Genomic DNA, 17,524 nt, shown 5'->3' on the forward strand with positions numbered 1-17,524 from the left:
CTGGCCCGAAACAAATGTAGGAGCGGCCTTGCGTCGCGATGCGCCGCGCGGGCGGCGCTCGATTTCCGCCCCCCTGAAGCAACCAAGCCAGGCACCTGATGCCCCTCCCTACAATCTCCAGCCCCCCCAAAAACGCGAGCAATACAACTGCCCCCCACAACGTAAACCTGCGCGCTACATCCATGCAGCCAGCACAACCGGCAACCAGGCAAACGACAGCACAGTCGAACACATCACCAGGTTCGCCACCTGCTCGGGCGAGCGATTGGCCCGCACCGCCATCAGGTAGTTGAACACTGCCACCGGCATCGCGGACTGCAGCATCAGCACCGCCCGCTCCAGCGGCTCCATGCCCAGCCCCGCGCCCACGGCCCAACCCACCGCCGCGCCCAGCACGATGCGCAGCCCACCCAACAGGATGCCGCTGCCGACATGCTGCAAGCGGATGCTGGCCAACGATACCCCCAGGGTCAGCAGCATCAGCGGTATGGTCATGCCGCCAAGCAGGTCTGCCGTGTTGGCCAACCAACGCGGCAATTCGAAATCGAGAAAGATGATCGGCATCGCCCCGGCCAGGCTGATCACGATGGGGTTGCGCAGCAACGCCTTGAGCGACGCCGCCGTGCCCGAGATGGCCATGCCGATGGTGAACTGCACGATCGACAGGGTCAGGAAAAACGCCACCGCCAGGGCCAGCCCATGCTCGCCGAAGGCGTACAGGCTGATCGGCAGGCCCATGTTGCCGGTATTGGGGAACATGAACGCTGGCAACAGCACACGCCAGTGTTGGCCCGAGACGCGGCACACCAGCAACCCTGCCAAGGCCATGCCCAACGTGCACAACAGGCAGGCCACTGCCATGCTGGTGAACGCCGTCGGGTCCAGTTCGGTGCGGCTCAAGGTCGACAGCACCAGCGAGGGGGTGCCGACCGTCATCACGATCCTGGCGATGAACTCGGTGGGGTAGTCCAAGCCTTTGCGAGCCCAGGCGAAACCAATGCCGGCAACGATGAACACGGGTGCCAGAACGGCGAACAACGATGCCAGCATGAGCCTTACCTTCCTGGGTTGGGGAAGGCGTCAGTATGCCGCAGTGTTACGCCGCATCAACCCGGAAACAGAAATGGGTTGATGCTGCTACGGGCAAAGCCTTGCCCTTCAAGCTCGGCATCCAGCCGCAGCGTGGCCAGGTCATCGGCGACAGGTTCCAGCGCCGGGTCGTGCTCGTAATAGAACGCCTTGAGGTAGCTTTCGCAGTCGCCGCAGCTTTCTGCCTTGACCGCACTGTCCTGACGTTCCAGCGACCAATAGTCCAGCTTGCCGGTGTGTTCGCAATTGCTGCACTTGACCCGCACCATGTGCCAGCGGCTCTCGCACAGCCCGCAATGCAAATAGCGCAGCCCGGCACGCTTGCCCGTGAGGATGACGCTGGCCACCGGCGCGCTGGCGCATACCGGGCAGAACTGGCGGTGCTCCCCCACTGCCGCGTGGGCATGGGCAGGCAGTGCCGCCGCCAGTTGCACGAAGTACAGCCCCAGGGCGGCCCACAGGAACAGCGCCTGGCCGCTGTCCACTTCGCCATAGCGGCCCTGCAGCAGGTGCTCGGCGCAGGCTTCGCGCTGTTCGTGGCTCAATGCTGCAAGCGCATCCAGCGCGGCGCGTACCGGGCCGCTGGCCTCAGCGCGCAGGTCCTCGATCAACGCTTCGAGCGCTTGCTGCCAGTAACGCGAACGCGGCAACTGCTGCACCGCTAACGGCGCAGCGTCGCCCACCCGCTGGGCAAGGGCCTCAAGCTCGGGCGCAGGCACCGGAAAACGCTCCAGCAGCCGCTGCTGGGCCTGTGCAACGGTGGCGGCGAAGCCCAGGTAATCAGCCTGCTCATGCCCCTCGGCCAGCTGGCGCAAACGCGCTGCGCGCTTGGCGAAGTGCTGACCCAGTTGCGGCAGCAACAAGGCGCTGATAGCGCCCACGCCACCGCTGGGCTGCTCGACCGCCGTCAGTTTGATGCTGCTGCTCATTTCTTCTCACTCTTGTTGCTGATCTGCTGGTACCAGCGATCATGGTGCGACTTGGCCCAGGTACGCGAGACGTAGCCTGTGATCATGCCGCGAATCGAGCCCTTGACCCAGAACGCCAGGTAAGCGTGGCCGATGATCAGCAAGATCAGCGAGATACCCGCCAGGGCGTGGGTAAACAGGGCAATGCGGATCAGCGGGATGCTGAAGTAGTCGGCAAACCATGGCCGCCAGATGATCACGCCACTGCCCATCAGCAAGGTGATCAGGCCCATGATCCCCCAGAACAGGATCTTCTGGCCGGCGTTGTACTTGCCAATGCGCAGCGGCTGGCTGTGATCGCCCGCCAGCACCTTGTTGACGTTGCGAAACCAGATGGCGTCTTCACGCTCGGGCAGGTTGTACCTGACGAAGCGCACGAACAGGAACATCAGCACCACAAACACCACCACCCCGAAAAACGGGTGAAGGATACGCGCCATCTGTGGCGTGCCGAACACCCCGTTGAGCCAGTTCAGCGACGGGAAGAACCACGACAGCCCCGACATCGCCACCAGGAAGAAACAGATGACCATGAACCAGTGGCTGGCCCGGTCGATGAAGCGCGTGCGCAGAATCAGTCGGTCCTTGTTCATACCTGGGTCTCCTTTTCGTCTTCCTCGACTTCGTTGGGGCCAACACCGATGTAGTGGAACACCGTGCCCGCCAGGGTGGCGAAGAACGCTGCGGCGGCCACCGGCTTCAACCAGCCTTTCCAGCCCTCGATGGCGCCGCTGATGCGCGGGTCCGGGTTGAGCTTGTGGTACAGCTGCGGCTTGTCGGCGTGTTGCAGCACGTAGAACACATGGGTGCCACCCACGGCCTGCGGGTCGTAGATGCCGGCACCGGCGAAGCCGCGGCCTTGCAGTTCGCTCACGCGCTCTTCGGCCTGCACCAGCATGTCGGCCTTGCTGCCGAAGTTGATCGCGCCGGTCGGGCAGGTTTTCACGCAGGCCGGTTCCTGGCCGACCGTGACCCGGTCGACGCACAGCGTGCACTTGTAGGCCTTGTTGTCCTTCTTGCTGATGCGCGGCACATCGAACGGGCAGCCGGCCACGCAGTAGCCGCAGCCGATGCAGTGCTCGGACTGGAAGTCGACGATACCGTTGGCGTACTGAATGATCGCACCCGGTTGCGGGCAAGCCTTCAGGCAGCCAGGGTCGGCGCAATGCATGCAGCCATCCTTGCGGATCAGCCACTCCAGCTTGCCGTTTTCGTCCTGGTGCTCGTCGAAACGCATCAGCGTCCAGGTGTCTGGCGTGAGATCGGCCGGGTTGTCGTACACGCCGACGTTGTGCCCGACCTCATCACGCAGGTCGTTCCACTCGTTGCACGCTACCTGGCAGGCCTTGCAGCCGATGCAGATGCTGACGTCGATCAGCTTGGCCACCTCTGCCTGGTGGTCGCGGGCACGGGGCGCGGGGGTGAAGGCGTTGGTCGCCGAACGGCGAATGATGTCTTGGGATTGCAGGGACATGTGCGTCGCTCCGTCAGGCCTTTTCCACGTTCACCAGGAACGCTTTGTATTCCGGGGTGTTGGTGTTGGAATCACCCACGCCTGGGGTCAGCGTATTGGCCAGGAAACCCTTGCGGGTAGCGCCTTCGAAGCCCCAGTGGCACGGGATGCCGATGGTGTCGACCATCTGTCCGGCAACCTCCAGGCGCTGGACCCGCTTGGTGACCACCGCCTTGGCCTTGATGTAGCCGCGCTTGGTGGTCACCCGCACCAGGTCGCCCTGGACGATGCCCTTCTCCTTGGCCAGCACTTCGCCAATCTCGATGAACTGCTCGGGCTGGATGATCGCGTTGAGCCGCGAGTGTTTGGTCCAGTGTCGGAACAGCTCGGTGATCGAATAGGTGGTGGCCACGTAAGGGAACTCCTCACGGCTACCCATGCGCGCCCGGTCGCTTTCGTACAGCCGTGCGGTCGGGCTCTTGCTGACATTGGGGTGCAGCGGGTTGGACACCAGCGGGCTTTCGATCGGTTCGTAATGCTCAGGGAACGGCCCATCGTTCATGGCGCCGACCGAGAACAGACGCCCTACCCCTTCGGGCAGCATGATGAACGGGTTGACGTCGCTGCCGGGCGCGGCGGTAACCGGATAGTCCGGCACATCGCTGCCAGCCCAGCGGCTGCCATCCCAGGCAATGATCTGGCGCTTCGGGTCCCAGGCCTTGCCCTGAGGGTCGGCCGAGGCACGGTTGTAGAGGATGCGGCGATTCTGCGGCCAGGCCCACGCCCAGCCCGGCGTGCAGCCCAGGCCGCTGTCGGCGTTGTCGCGGCGGGCCATCTGGTTGCCGGCTTCGGTCCAGGAACCGGCGAACACCCAGTTGAAGCAGGCGGTACTGCCGTCGTCACGCAATTGGGCGAAGTTGTCCAGCAACTGGCCCTTGCGCAGCACCAGGTTGCCCTTGTCGTCATGCAGGTCGGCCAGGGCGTAGCCGTTGGACTCCTTGGCGACTTCCTCGGGTTCTGGGTCGTAGGGGTTCTTGTAGTCCCAGGCCATATTCAACACGGGCTCCGGGCACACACCGCCCTCGCGGCGATACAGCTCGCGCAGCTTCATGAACAGGTGGCCGAGGATCTTGCCATCGTGCCAGGCTTCACCCGGCGGTGCCGCGCCGGCCCAGTGCCATTGCAGCCAACGGCTGGAGTTGACGATCGAGCCGTTCTCTTCGGCGAAGCAGCTGGAGGGCAGGCGGAAGACCTCGGTCTGGATGGCTGCCGGGTCGACGTCGTTGGACTCGCCATGGTTCTGCCAGAAGCTCGATGTCTCGGTCGCCAGCGGGTCGATGATCACCAGGAACTTGAGCTTGGCCAAGGCCTCGGCAGCCTTGTTCTTGTCCGGGAAGGCCGCGATCGGGTTGAAGCCCTGGGCAATGTAGCCGTTGACCTTGCCTTCGTACATGCGGTTGGAATAGTTGAGCACATCGTAGCTGTCGTCCCACTTGGGCAACCAGTCGAAGCCCCAGTTGTTCTCGTGGGTGGCCTGGTCGCCCCACAGGCTCTTCATCAGGCTGATGAAGAACTTGGGTGTGTGCTGGTAGTAGTTGACCTGCCCCGGCAGCTGGGCGCTGGGGGTGGTTTCCTTGAGGTAGGTTTCAACGCTGGTCTGGTTGTCGGACGGCAGGTTCATGTAACCCGGCAGGCGTTGCGACAACAGCCCCAGGTCGGTATAGCCCTGGATGTTGGAGTGCCCGCGCAGGGCGTTGACGCCGCCACCGGCCATGCCGATATTGCCCAGCAGCAGCTGGATCATGCCCGAGCCGCGGATCATCTGGGCGCCCGTGGTGTGGTGGGTCCAGCCCAGGGCATAGAGGAAGGTCGCAGTCTTGTCCGGTGCGCTGGTGCTGGCAAGAATCTCGCAAATCTGCAAGAAATCGTCCTTGGGCGTACCGCACAACTCGTTGACCCGCTCCGGCGTGTAGCGGCTGACATGCTGCTTGAGCAGGTTGTACACGCACCGCGGGTGGCTGAGCGTCATGTCGCGCTTGGCAAAGCCCTGCTCGTCGAGCTCGTAGGCCCAGGAGCTGCGATCGTAGCGCCGGGTGCCAGCGTCATAACCGCTGAACAGGCCGTCGTCGAAACTGTAGTCGCTGCGCACGATCAGGCTGGCATTGGTGTAGGCACGCACGTACTCATGCTGGATACGGTCGTGGCTGATCAGGTAATTCACCACCCCCATGAGGAAGGTGATGTCGGAGCCGGCGCGAATCGGCGAGTACAGGTCGGCCACCGAGGCGCTGCGGTTGAAGCGCGGGTCGACCACGATCACCTTGGCGCCGTTGCGGATCTTCGCCTCGATCACCCACTTGAAGCCCACCGGGTGCGCTTCGGCGGGGTTGCCGCCCATGATCAGCACCACGTTGGCGTTCTTGATGTCCACCCAGTTGTTGGTCATGGCCCCACGGCCAAAGGTCGGTGCCAGCGCCGATACGGTCGGGGCGTGACACACCCGGGCCTGGCTGTCGGTGCCGAGGATGCCCAGGGCCCGGGTAAAGCGCTGATCGAGCGAGCCGGTTTCGCTGCTGGCCGCCGAGGAACAGAGCATGCCGGTGGACAGCCAACGGTTGACGGTTACGCCCTTGGCGTTCTTTTCGATGAAGTTGGCATCGCGGTCGTCCTTCATCAACCGGGCGATGCGCTCGATGGCATGGTCCCAGCTGATGCGCTGCCACGTGTCCGAGCCTGGCGCGCGGTACTCCGGGTACAGCAGGCGCTGTTCGCTGTGTATATAGTCCACCAGCCCCGCCCCTTTCGGGCACAGCGAGCCCCGGCTGACCGGGTGGTCCGGGTCGCCTTCGATATGGAAGATGCGCGCCTTGGCGTTCTTCGCGCCGTCGCCCAGGCTGTACATGAGGATGCCGCAGCCTACCGAGCAGTAGGTGCAGTTGTTGCGTGTCTCTTTGGCGCGCAACAGCTTGTATTGGCGTGACTGGCTGGCATTGGCCACCGCCGGTGCAAAGCCCAGCGACACGCTGGTCGCTGCCGCCGCCCCGGCCGTGCAAAGTTTGAAAAATTGTCGTCTGCCAAGTGCCATGGGCATCTCCTCATCTAAGCCCGGCTCGGTACCGGGCGAACAGGCGTTACTTATCAACGGGTGTTATGGCAAGTAGTTCTAGTTGGGTGACGGGCACTAATCGGCGGCAATAGGTATTTGCAGTGCGTTGATATAAACGCAACTTGTTGGCAAACACTAAATGGGCCGTGGCATCACTCGTTTATCAAGGCGCCCCTTGCAGGCCGCGGCCGCCATTGTAGTGGCAGGATGCCGCAGGGACCAATTGACCGGCTTGATCGCTTGATAAGTTTTATCGATCAATACACTGCGATGGCAAATATCTGCATAACTGTATTGATCCAGATCAATAAACGGACTCGGCAACTCGACAACCCCATGAATCAATACGACTAAAGTTATTTTCCCTTACAAATTATTATTAGCAGGCCGTATTCTGGGTGCAGCTGCACTCCCCCTGCGGCGTCTCGTCGCAGGCCAATGCCCCTTGGGCAAATCGATGCAAGCACGTAGAATCGCGCTTCCTTTTCGCCCGTCGCCTTGAACGGTGGCAACCGGCAGCAACGACAGAGTCCGTGCCTGAACACATGAACGCACATGTGAAATAGGCTCAACCCACCCCGCCCGGCCCAGTTCTTCCAAGGCCCAGCGGTTGAGTCTTGCCCAGGTCGCATCCCTCCCAGGCACATCCGTGCAGCCTCTTGGCCCCTTGTCGGGCCATGTCGGCGTGCGCGTCCGAAGAGGCGCTCATTCCGCTCATCCACCTTGAGGTACATATGTCTCCGCGTTTGCTGGCCATGGCGCTGGCGCCCCTGCTCGGGCTGTTTATCATTGCCCTGGGCAACGGCTTCATGTCTTCCCTGACCACCCTGCGCCTGGGCGCTGCCGGTGAATCGGCAACCACCATCGGTATCGTGTCGTCGAGTTACTTCATTGGCCTGACCCTTGGCGCGATCTTCAATGACCGGCTGATCCTGCGCATCGGCCATATCCGCGCCTACACCAGCTTCGCCTCGCTGATCGCTGCAACCATCCTGCTGCAAGGGATGTTCTACGACACGACTTGGTGGTCGATCCTGCGTTTGATCAACGGCTGGGCCGCGGTGGGCGTATTCCTGGTGATCGAGAGCTGGCTGCTGCTGGCCGGCGACGCGAAGATCCGTGGTCGTCTGCTGGCGCTGTACATGATTGCCTTCTATGGCGCTGGCGTGATTGCCCAGGCAGGCCTTGGCGAGATCACTCGCCTGGGCGATACCGCACCGTTCATGCTCGCCGGCATGCTTGCGGCGCTGTCGGTGCTGCCGATCGTGATCCTGCCGCGGGTGTCGCCGCTGCTGGACCAGGTCGAACCACTGAAACCGCGGCAACTGCTGGGGGTCGCACCGTCGGGCCTGGTCGGCTGCTTCGGTTCGGGCGTGGCGATTGCCGGCATCTATGCCCTGCTGCCGCTGTACCTGCAGCGCATCGGCCTGGACGTGGGGGAAGTCGGCAACATGATGGCCTGGGTCATCCTCGGTGCCATGCTGCTGCAATACCCGGTTGGCCGCTGGTCTGACCGCAAAGACCGCCAGGACGTGCTGATTGCCCTGGCCGGGCTGTGCGTGGTGCTGTCGTTGATCACGGTGTTCCTGCCGTCTGAATCGTCATTGCTGCCGGCGATGCTGTTCCTGCTGGGTGGCGGCGTGTTCGCCCTGTACCCGGTGGCGGTAAGCCACGCGGCCGACCGTGCACCGTCCGACGCCCTGGTGCCGATGATCCAGGGCTTGCTGCTGATCAACTCGCTGGGCTCGGCGCTGGCGCCATTGGCGATTTCGCCGATGATGACGTCGTTCGGCGAAGCGGGGCTGTTCTGGGCCTTTGCGGTGGTCAACTTGGGGATGGTGAGCTTCTTCCTGTGGCGCCGTGGCAAGCGCCCGGCGGCGGAGCACCCGGCACCGTTCACCGCCTCGACTACCTTCTCGCCCACCGGCGCGGAGCTGCGGGTGACCGAAGACCTGATGCATGCGGCGCAGGAGCATCCGCCGCTGGAACCCGTGGAAAGCACCCGCCCCGACCCCATCCGCTAATCGCTTTTTGTAGGCGCGGCCTTGCGTCGCGAACGGGCTGCGCAGCAGCCCCGGCAATCTCTGCGGCCAAGCTGAAATCCCGGGGCTGCTGCGCAACCCGTTCGCGACGCATGGCCGCTCCTACACAAGGCGGGATCCGGGCTGTGCATGACCACCCGTCGCCCGAAGGGCACCGCGCCGGCGCTGCCCGGCCAAAGGAATGACAGATCATCCGCAAGGGAGATACACCATGATCCGCATTCGTCCCCTCTCGCTGTGCCTGGCCCTGGCCTTGGGCGTCATCAGCGGCACCAGCTTTGCCGCCACCGAGCCCACCAATACCGACAGCCACCCGCAGACCGATCAATCCGGCGGCAAGACCGCCGGTGATGACAGCAGCGTCAACAGCCCCGGCAGCGGCCAGGACAACGACAGCAGCAACACCGGCACCAGCACCGATGCCGCAGACGGCGCCAGTGGCGGTTCCAACAGCACGGGCGAGGCCACAGGCTCGGGGGCTGGCAGCAGCGGCGGCACCGCCGAGGACCAGGACAGCCGTTAAGGCCAGCCTGGACTACACTGCGCCCCATTGCCCTGCCAAGGAATTGCCATGAACATCAAACCGTGGCTGCTCGTAGCCCTGCTGCCGTGCAGCGCACTGGCCGCAGGGCCGGGTTCTGGTGCGCTGTCGATCAGCTCATCGTCGTTCACTGACGGCGGGGTGATCGCCTTGCAACAGGTCGGGCCAGACCCGGCCTGTGGTGCCGGTGAGGAACGCACGCCGCAGTTGAGCTGGGACAACCTGCCCGCAGGCACCCGCTCGCTGGCGTTGGTGATGTTCGACCCCGATGGCGGCAAGGGCCTCGGGGTGGTGCACTGGCTCGCCTACAACATCGACCCGGCCCTGGATGGTTTGAAAGAAGGTGTGGCCGGGCAAACCACCCATGCCGTGACGGTGGGGCGCAATTCCCGCGGCACCGCCAGCTACCGTGGCCCCTGCCCGCCCGCCGGGGACAACCCGCACCACTACGCTCTGACCTTGATCGCCACCGACCTGGCACCCGGCATCCTGCCAGCTGAACTGGACCGCAATGGGCTGCTTGAATTGCTGCAAGGCCATGCACTAGGTGCGCAAACCTTGGTAGGACGTTACGGCCACTGATATTGCAGTAAATGATCAGCGCCATAGCATTTACCCATTGAACGGCGCGCCCGATCTGCAGTAAGCTCGGGCTCATTCACTGGAGAGCAACATGCCGAAACACACCTGCAATCACGCCAACCACACCGGTCGCAACCTGCGCCCTGTGCTGGCCGTTGCCGGTAGCATGGCCCCTGCCAGCTTTTATTTTGGGTATTGGTTTAGCCACTAGGCGCCGCTGATACCTACACGGCGCCCACTTTCGAGGGGCCGCCGAACATGAGAATACTCAAACCCCCGGTCGGCTCCCCGACCGGGGGTTTTGCTTTTCAGGCCTTTGAACAACACCGATTCATATTGAGGACAGATCCATGAACTACGCCACTTATTACTCCGCAAGCACCTATGCCTGGCGATTTAGCCAATCCCGTTCGGGCCAGCCTGCCGCCTCCGTTCGGTCCCTCAAGGGTGGCAACGCTGCAGACAACACACACTCAACGATCTGTCGAACACCTCGATAGGGCCGATCGCGCGGGCCACAACCCGCCGTCCGCCCAGGGAAAAACGCCATGCAAGCCTCGAACCTCGCCCTGCCCCTGACCCAACCGCAAGCTGCCAACACCACCGTCAGCCAGCGCCTGCCCAGCCCGCACCTGCTCAAGCAGCAAATGCCGCTGACCGCTGATCTCACCCAACAAGTTCATGCCCATCGCCAGGCCATCCGCGCCATTCTCGAAGGCCGCGACGAGCGCCTGCTGGTGGTAGTCGGCCCGTGCTCGATCCATGACCCACGCTCGGCCCTGGAATACGCCGACCGCCTGGCCGCGCTGAGCCGCGAGGTGGATGACAAGCTGCTGCTGGTGATGCGCGCCTACGTCGAAAAACCCCGCACCACGGTGGGCTGGAAAGGCCTGGCTTACGACCCGCACCTTGATGGCAGCGATGACATGCATGCGGGTATCGCCCTGTCGCGCGGCCTGATGTTGAACATGATCGAGCGCGGCCTGCCGATTGCCACCGAACTGCTGCAACCGATGGCCGCGGGCTACTTCGACGACCTGCTGGGCTGGGCCGCCATCGGCGCGCGTACCACCGAGTCGCAGATCCACCGCGAAATGGTCAGCGGCCTGGATTTGCCCGTGGGTTTCAAGAACGGCACTGACGGTGGCATCGGCGTTGCCAGCGACGCCATGCGCAGCGCCGCCCACCCGCATCGCCACTTCGGCATGGATGCGCAGGGCTACCCGGCGATCATCGAGACCCTCGGCAACCCCGACACCCACCTGGTGCTGCGTGGCGGCCACAAGGGCCCGAACTACGATGCGGCAAGCATCGCCCAGGCCCGCCAGGGGTTGGCCAAGGTCGGTTTGCAGGCGCGGATCATGGTCGATTGCAGCCATGCCAACAGCGGCAAGGACCCGGCGCGTCAGCCAGCGGTGTTCGAGGACGTGCTGGCGCAGCGCCTGGCCGGTGACCGCTCGATTGTCGGTGTGATGATCGAAGGGCATCTGTTCGATGGCTGCCAAGCCTTGGGCAAAGGCGCTTTGAAGTACGGCGTGTCGATCACCGACGGTTGCCTGGGCTGGGCCGCCACCGAAACGCTGCTGCGCGAGGCTGCACAAAAACTGTAGGAAGCCACCAGCAAGCCTTGCGAGACATTTCCCGAACAAGTGCGCTAGGCTTGCATTTTTACCCTAAGGAGCAGTACCCATGGCCCGTGCCACCGCCCGCCACATCCTGGTCAGCAGCGAAGACAAGTGCAACGAACTCAAGGCCCAGATCGAAGCGGGTGCCGACTTCGCTGAAGTCGCCAAAACCAACTCCACCTGCCCTTCCAGCCGTCAGGGCGGCGACCTGGGCTCGTTCGGCCCAGGCCAGATGGTGAAGGAGTTCGACACCGTGGTCTTCAGCGCGCCGCTGAACGTTGTCCAGGGCCCGGTGAAGACCCAGTTCGGTTATCACCTGCTGGAAGTGACCAGCCGTCAGGACTGATACCACGTTGTTCCTCTGGAACGACGTATCACCTGTAGCAGCACCCACGTGCTGCTACCGGGGCTTGTATCGCCTGGGCTGGCTGGCATTGGCACTGTGCCTGGCCCAGCCCGCCCACGCCGGCCCCAGCCACGCCTTGACCGTCTATGGCGAAGCCCCCCGCTACAGCGACACCTTCCGCCATTTCGACTACACCAACCCCGACGCCCCCAAGGGCGGCATGCTACGCCGCTCGGCCCTCGAGATTGGCCAGTTCGACCACATTCTGCCCTACATCGACAAGGGCACCGGCGTCAGCGAAGTCGATGGCTGGCTGTACGCGCCGCTGGCCGTGCGCGCGTTCGATGAACCCTACACCGTTTATGGCCTGATCGCCCGGCGCATGGAACGCGGCCCCGAAGATGCCTGGCTGCGCTTCGAGATCGACCCGCGCGCCACCTTCGCCGACGGCAAGCCGGTGCGCGCCGAAGACGTGCGCTTTACCTTCGAGCTGCTGATGCGCAAGGGCAGCCTCAAGTACCGCACGCAGTTCGCCGATGTCGTCGGGGTGACGGTCGAAGGCCCCCATCGCGTGCGCTTCGACTTCAGGCAAGGCCACGGCCGCACCCTGCCGCTGGACTTGGCGAGCCTGCCGGTGCTGCCCGAGCATGACTGGCAGCAGCGCGACTTCGCCAATGGCGGCGGCTTCGAGCGGCCGGTGGGCAGCGGCCCGTACCGCATCGGGGCTATCGACAATGGCCGCAGCATCACGTTTGAACGGGACCCCAACTGGTGGGCCAAAGCCCTGCCTGTCAGCCGTGGCCGCTTCAACTTCGACAGGCTGCGCATCGAGTACTTCGGCGACACCGAAGTGGCGCGCCAGGTGCTCAAAGGCGGCGGCTACGACTACAACCGCGAATTCTCCGCCACCGGCTACACCCTAGGCTACAACGGCGCACAGCTGGACGACGGCCGCCTGCAGCGGGCTCACCTGGGGCCGGCCAAGCCACAAGTCGCCCAAGGTTACGTGTTCAACCTGGACAAGCCGCAGTTCCACGACCGCCGCGTGCGCCAGGCGCTGGGCATGCTCTGGGACTACGAGTGGAGCAACCGGCAGATGATGCGCAACCTCTACATCCGCCAGCAGAGCGTGTTTTCCAACACCCCGCTGGCAGCCCGCAAACTGCCGGACGCCAGCGAGCTGGAACTGCTGGAACCGCTGCGCGGCAAGGTACCTGATGAGGTCTTCACTCGCGTTTTCACGGCCCCGGTTACCGATGGCTCTGGCATTGTCCGCACTCAGCAGTTGCAAGCGCTGGCCTTGCTTGAGCAAGCCGGCTGGCGCCCCGAGGGCGATCGCCTGGTGAACGCCCACGGCGAGCCGCTGGAATTCACCTTCCTCAATGGCCAGGCTGGCCTGGAGCGCCTGCTGCTGCCCTGGAAACGTAACCTGGCGCAGATCGGTGTGACCCTCAACATCCGCAATGTCGACTCGGCCCAGTACGTCAACCGCCTGATGGCCCGTGACTACGACATGATCGTCACCGGCTACCCGGTGACGCTGTCGCCCGGCGCCGAGCTGTACAACTACTTTGGCTCGGCAGCGGCCCACGACCCCGGCTCGAACAACCTGATGGTGCTCCAGGACCCGGCCGTCGACAGCCTGGTCGATGGCCTGGTGCGCGCCAGTACGCAAGCCGACATGCTACGCCATGCCCATGCCTTGGACCGCGTGCTGCAGTGGAACTACTACTGGATCCCCAACTACTACCCACCCGGCAGTTCCACCCTCTGGTGGAACCGCTTCGGCCTGCCCAAGGTGCAGGCCACCTATGACGAAGGCCTGGACACTTGGTGGGAAGTCAGCCCTACCGCGCTGACCAACGCGCAGATGGCCGAACGCAGGCAGGCCACCCCATGACCGCCTATGTGCTGCGTCGCCTGTTGCTGATCATCCCGACCCTGCTGGCGATTCTGTTGGTCAACTTCGCCATTGTCCAGGCTGCGCCGGGCGGCCCGGTAGAGCAGGCGGTGGCGCGGCTGCAGGGCATCGGCGGCGGCGCGCCAGGCGCGCGCGCCGAAGGGGTGCACAGCGAATCGCGGGCCACCCGTGGCCTGGACCCGAAGCTGATCGAAGAGATCAAGCGCCAGTACGGCTTCGACAAGTCAGCCCCCGAGCGCCTGTGGCTGATGCTCGGCCAGTACGCCCGGCTCGACTTCGGCCAGAGCTTCTTTCGCGGGGCCAAGGTCACCGACCTGATCCTCGACAAGCTGCCGGTCACCTTGTCACTGGGCTTCTGGGCCACGCTCATCACCTACCTGGTGTCTATCCCGTTGGGCATCCGCAAGGCCGTGCGCCACGGCAGCCGGTTCGATGCCTGGAGCAGCGCGCTGATCGTGATCGGCTATGCCCTGCCCTCGTTTCTGTTCGCCTTGTTGCTGATCGTGCTGTTTGCCGGTGGCACGTCGCTGAACTGGTTCCCGGTGCGCGGCCTGGTATCGGAGAACTTCGACCAGTTGAGCCTGCTGGGCAAGGTCGCCGACTATTTCTGGCACCTGGTGCTGCCGGTCGGCGCACTGGTGATCGGCGGTTTCGCCACCCTGACGCTGCTGACCAAAAATGCCTTTCTCGACGAGATTTCCCGCCAGTACGTGGTCACCGCCCGGGCCAAGGGCCTGAGCGAACGCCGCGTGCTCTACGGCCATGTGTTGCGCAATGCCATGCTACTGGTGGTGGCTGGGCTGCCGCAGGCGTTGATCACGGTGTTTTTCGCAGGGTCGCTGTTGATCGAAGTGATCTTTTCCCTCGATGGGCTTGGGCGGATGAGCTATGAAGCGGCCGTGTCGCGCGACTACCCGGTGGTGTTCGGCACGCTGTTCATCTTTACCTTGGCAGGTTTGTTGATCCGCCTGATCGGCGACTTGTGCTACACCTTGCTCGACCCGCGCATCGACTTCGACACGAGGGCCAACTGATGCTCTCGCCCGTCTCGCGCCGCCGCCTGCAACGCTTTCGCCGCAACCGCCTTGGCTGGGTGTCGCTGTGGCTGTTCGCCGGCCTTTTGCTGCTGAGCCTGGGCGCGGAGCTGGTGGCCAATGACAAACCCTTGCTGCTTGGCTACAAAGGCGAGCTGTACACCCCGGCGCTCAAGCGTTACACCGAGCAGCAATTCGGCGGCCAGTTGCCGTTTCAGCCGGACTACCGCAGTGCCTACGTCCGCCAGCTGATCGACAGCCAGGGTGGCTGGATGCTGTTCGCACCGATCCCGTTCAGTGCCGACACGCCGAACTACGATTTGCAAGTGCCGACCCCCAGCCCGCCCAGCGCAGCCAACTGGCTGGGTACCGACGACCAGGGGCGTGACGTGCTGGCGCGGGTGCTGTACGGCACCCGGGTATCGCTGCTGTTCGCCTTTGCCTTGACCGTGGTCAGCGTGCTGATTGGTGTGACCGCAGGGGCCTTGCAGGGCTATCACGGTGGTTGGGTCGACCTGCTCGGGCAGCGCCTGCTGGAGGTCTGGTCGGGCTTGCCGGTGCTGTACCTGCTGATCATTCTCAGCGGCTTCGTCGAACCGGACTTCTGGTGGTTGCTGGGGATCATGGCGCTGTTCTCCTGGCTGGCCCTGGTCGACGTGGTGCGTGCCGAGTTTCTTCGGGGGCGCAACCTTGAGTACGTCAAAGCCGCGCGCGCGTTGGGGCTGCCCGACAGCCAGGTGATGCTGCGGCACATCCTGCCCAATGCCATGAATGCCACGCTGACGTATGTACCGTTCATGTTGACCGGGGCGATCACCACCTTGACCGCGCTGGACTTTCTGGGCTTCGGCATGCCGGCCGGGAGTGCTTCGCTGGGCGAGTTGGTGACCCAGGGCAAGCAGCACCTGGAGGCCCCTTGGCTTGGGTTTACCGCGTTTTTCGCGCTGGCACTGGTGCTGTCGTTGCTGGTATTCATCGGCGATGCACTGCGTGAGGCGTTCGACCCACGCGGGTAACAGCCGCCTCAGACAGTTTGATCACGTAGACAGGGAGCATCCGCATGACCCTCAAAGGCAAGACTGCACTCGTCACCGGCTCCACCAGCGGCATCGGCCTGGGTATCGCCCAGGTGCTGGCCCGCGCCGGGGCCGACATTCTGCTCAATGGTTTTGGCGACCCGGCGCCGGCACTGGCCGAAATTGCCCGCCACGGCGTGAAGGTCGCCCACCACCCCGCCGACCTGTCGGACGTGGCGCAGATCGAAGCCCTGTTCGCCCTCGCCGAACGGCAATTCGGTGGCGTGGACATCCTCGTCAACAACGCCGGTATCCAGCACGTGGCCCCGGTGGAGCAGTTTCCGGTCGAAAGCTGGGACAAGATCATCGCCCTGAACCTGTCGGCGGTATTTCACGGCACCCGCCTGGCCCTGCCCGGCATGCGCGCGCGCAACTGGGGGCGCATCGTCAATATCGCCTCGGTACATGGCCTGGTCGGCTCCACCGGCAAGGCCGCCTACGTGGCCGCCAAGCATGGCGTGGTCGGCCTGACCAAGGTCGTGGGGCTGGAAACCGCCACCAGCAATGTCACCTGCAATGCCATCTGCCCGGGCTGGGTGCTGACCCCGCTGGTGCAAAAGCAGATCGACGATCGCGCCGCCAACGGTGTCGACGCACTGCAGGCACAACAGGACCTGCTGGCCGAGAAGCAACCTTCATTGGCCTTCGTCACGCCCGAGCAGTTGGGCGAGCTGGTACTATTTCTGTGCAGCGAGGCCGCAAGCCAGGTCCGCGGAGCCGCCTGGAATGTCGATGGCGGCTGGTTGGCCCAGTGAGGGCTGGCCCTGATCTGGCAAGGGTCTCGCACCTTTCAACTGCAAGGAGGCCTTAATGCGCCCAATCACACTTTCCGCGATCTTGACCTTGACCCTGGCTGCTGCCGCTCCGGCGATGGCTGCCAGCTTGAAGGACGTCGCGCCCTATCCCGAGGCGGAAAAAGGCTACACCCGGCAGGTCATCCACCTGCCCGCCCAGGCTGATGAATCGGCCCACAAACTGGAGATCCTCGCGGGCAAGACGCTCAAGGTCGACTGCAACCGCCAGCACCTGGGTGGCAATCTCGAAGAACGTACCCTTGAAGGCTGGGGCTACAACTACTACCGTCTGGACAAGGTCAGCGGCCCAGCCAGTACGCTGATGGCCTGCCCGGATGGCAAGAAGACCGACGCGTTTGTGCCCGTGGTCGGTGAAGGCTTCATGCTGCGCTACAACAGCAAGTTGCCGGTAGTGGTGTATGTGCCCAAAGGGGTCGAGGTGCGCTACCGCGTATGGTCGGCTTCGCAAGACGTGCAAAAGGCAAAAGTGGAGTAAGCGCGCTGCACGATCAGGCATAATGGCGCCCTTTTTTTACCCCGAAGCACAGGTGCCCCATGAAAGCTCAAGCCCGCCACATCCTGGTCAAGACCGCTGACGAAGCCGAAAAGCTCAAGCAGCGCATCGCCAATGGCGAGGCTTTCGACGTGCTGGCGAAGAAGTTTTCCATTTGCCCGTCAGGCAAGCGCGGCGGTGACCTGGGTGAGGTGCGCCCCGGCCAGATGGTCGGGGCGATCGACCAGGTGATCTTCAAAAAGCCGCTGCGCGTGGTGCACGGGCCAATCAAGAGCAAGTTCGGCTACCACCTGGTGCAAACCTTCTATCGCGATTGACAACCACAGGGTGGCAACACGCCACCTAGTATTTTTGCCAGTTGTTCAACGCCGGGCATTTCCCTACAACTCAGGCAGGACCGAGGCGGCACGTTCATGTGCCGCTTCAGGTAGTG

General features: G+C 63.8%; 16 protein-coding genes. 11 read left to right on the plus strand and 5 right to left on the minus strand.

The window, feature by feature from the left end; translation table 11 throughout:
* Window positions 1-174: 174 nt before the first annotated feature.
* Genes NP534_RS08365 through fdnG form a run of 5 tightly spaced genes read right to left on the minus strand, consistent with a single transcriptional unit; the run spans window position 175 to window position 6,595 of the window.
* Window positions 175-1,050 (minus strand): AEC family transporter, encoded by an 876-nt coding sequence (locus NP534_RS08365; RefSeq protein ID WP_274098429.1) that lies wholly within the window; start codon window positions 1,048-1,050, stop codon window positions 175-177.
* Window positions 1,051-1,106: 56 nt separating this feature from the next.
* The gene (fdhE, locus tag NP534_RS08370; RefSeq protein WP_274098430.1) at window positions 1,107-2,018 is read right to left on the minus strand and encodes a formate dehydrogenase accessory protein FdhE; all 912 of its coding nucleotides are present in this window, start codon (window positions 2,016-2,018) and stop codon (window positions 1,107-1,109) included.
* Window positions 2,015-2,650, minus strand: coding sequence for a formate dehydrogenase subunit gamma (locus tag NP534_RS08375; RefSeq protein ID WP_274098431.1), 636 nt, complete (start codon window positions 2,648-2,650; stop codon window positions 2,015-2,017). The genes fdhE and NP534_RS08375 overlap by 4 nt, the downstream gene beginning before the upstream one ends.
* Window positions 2,647-3,531, minus strand: coding sequence for a formate dehydrogenase subunit beta (gene fdxH / locus NP534_RS08380; protein ID WP_274098432.1), 885 nt, complete (start codon window positions 3,529-3,531; stop codon window positions 2,647-2,649). The genes NP534_RS08375 and fdxH overlap by 4 nt, the downstream gene beginning before the upstream one ends.
* A 13-nt stretch (window positions 3,532-3,544) precedes the next feature.
* A complete protein-coding gene (fdnG, locus tag NP534_RS08385) occupies window positions 3,545-6,595 on the minus strand; it encodes a formate dehydrogenase-N subunit alpha (RefSeq protein WP_274098433.1) in 3,051 nt (1,016 codons plus the stop codon).
* A 755-nt stretch (window positions 6,596-7,350) separates the two neighbouring features.
* Here fdnG and NP534_RS08390 point away from each other — a divergent pair.
* The 11 genes from NP534_RS08390 to NP534_RS08440 all read left to right on the plus strand — a co-directional run bounded on the left by NP534_RS08390 (window position 7,351) and on the right by NP534_RS08440 (window position 17,408).
* The gene (locus NP534_RS08390) at window positions 7,351-8,640 is read left to right on the plus strand and encodes an MFS transporter (protein WP_033698075.1); all 1,290 of its coding nucleotides are present in this window, start codon (window positions 7,351-7,353) and stop codon (window positions 8,638-8,640) included.
* Window positions 8,641-8,869: 229 nt separating this feature from the next.
* Window positions 8,870-9,181: a hypothetical protein gene (locus tag NP534_RS08395; RefSeq protein WP_033698082.1), complete on the plus strand. Its 312-nt coding sequence runs from the start codon at window positions 8,870-8,872 to the stop codon at window positions 9,179-9,181.
* Window positions 9,182-9,229: 48 nt separating this feature from the next.
* Entirely contained in the window at window positions 9,230-9,781 is a 552-nt protein-coding gene (locus NP534_RS08400; protein ID WP_274098434.1) for a YbhB/YbcL family Raf kinase inhibitor-like protein, read from the plus strand.
* Between the two features lie 548 nt (window positions 9,782-10,329).
* Window positions 10,330-11,391, plus strand: a complete 1,062-nt coding sequence (locus NP534_RS08405) for a 3-deoxy-7-phosphoheptulonate synthase (protein WP_274098435.1) — start codon at window positions 10,330-10,332, stop codon at window positions 11,389-11,391.
* A 79-nt stretch (window positions 11,392-11,470) separates the two neighbouring features.
* The gene (locus NP534_RS08410; RefSeq protein ID WP_186661390.1) at window positions 11,471-11,752 is read left to right on the plus strand and encodes a peptidylprolyl isomerase; all 282 of its coding nucleotides are present in this window, start codon (window positions 11,471-11,473) and stop codon (window positions 11,750-11,752) included.
* A gap of 64 nt (window positions 11,753-11,816) precedes the next feature.
* Window positions 11,817-13,652 carry an extracellular solute-binding protein gene (locus NP534_RS08415; protein WP_337994314.1) on the plus strand — a complete coding sequence of 612 codons (1,836 nt, stop codon included), beginning with the start codon at window positions 11,817-11,819 and terminating at the stop codon, window positions 13,650-13,652.
* Window positions 13,649-14,707: a microcin C ABC transporter permease YejB gene (locus NP534_RS08420; protein WP_274098436.1), complete on the plus strand. Its 1,059-nt coding sequence runs from the start codon at window positions 13,649-13,651 to the stop codon at window positions 14,705-14,707. Before NP534_RS08415 ends, NP534_RS08420 begins: the two co-directional genes overlap by 4 nt.
* Window positions 14,707-15,723 carry an ABC transporter permease gene (locus tag NP534_RS08425; RefSeq protein WP_186661385.1) on the plus strand — a complete coding sequence of 339 codons (1,017 nt, stop codon included), beginning with the start codon at window positions 14,707-14,709 and terminating at the stop codon, window positions 15,721-15,723. Before NP534_RS08420 ends, NP534_RS08425 begins: the two co-directional genes overlap by 1 nt.
* 44 nt (window positions 15,724-15,767) lie before the next feature.
* The gene (gene hbdH / locus NP534_RS08430; RefSeq protein ID WP_274098437.1) at window positions 15,768-16,538 is read left to right on the plus strand and encodes a 3-hydroxybutyrate dehydrogenase; all 771 of its coding nucleotides are present in this window, start codon (window positions 15,768-15,770) and stop codon (window positions 16,536-16,538) included.
* A 55-nt stretch (window positions 16,539-16,593) separates the two neighbouring features.
* Entirely contained in the window at window positions 16,594-17,073 is a 480-nt protein-coding gene (gene eco, locus NP534_RS08435; RefSeq protein WP_274098438.1) for a serine protease inhibitor ecotin, read from the plus strand.
* A gap of 59 nt (window positions 17,074-17,132) precedes the next feature.
* Complete coding sequence (locus NP534_RS08440; protein WP_016499499.1) at window positions 17,133-17,408, plus strand: peptidylprolyl isomerase; 276 nt, start codon at window positions 17,133-17,135, stop codon at window positions 17,406-17,408.
* Window positions 17,409-17,524 lie beyond the last annotated feature (116 nt).

This window comes from Pseudomonas sp. 39004 (genome assembly GCF_028682155.1).
GTDB classification, from domain to species: Bacteria; Pseudomonadota; Gammaproteobacteria; order Pseudomonadales; family Pseudomonadaceae; genus Aquipseudomonas; species Aquipseudomonas capeferrum.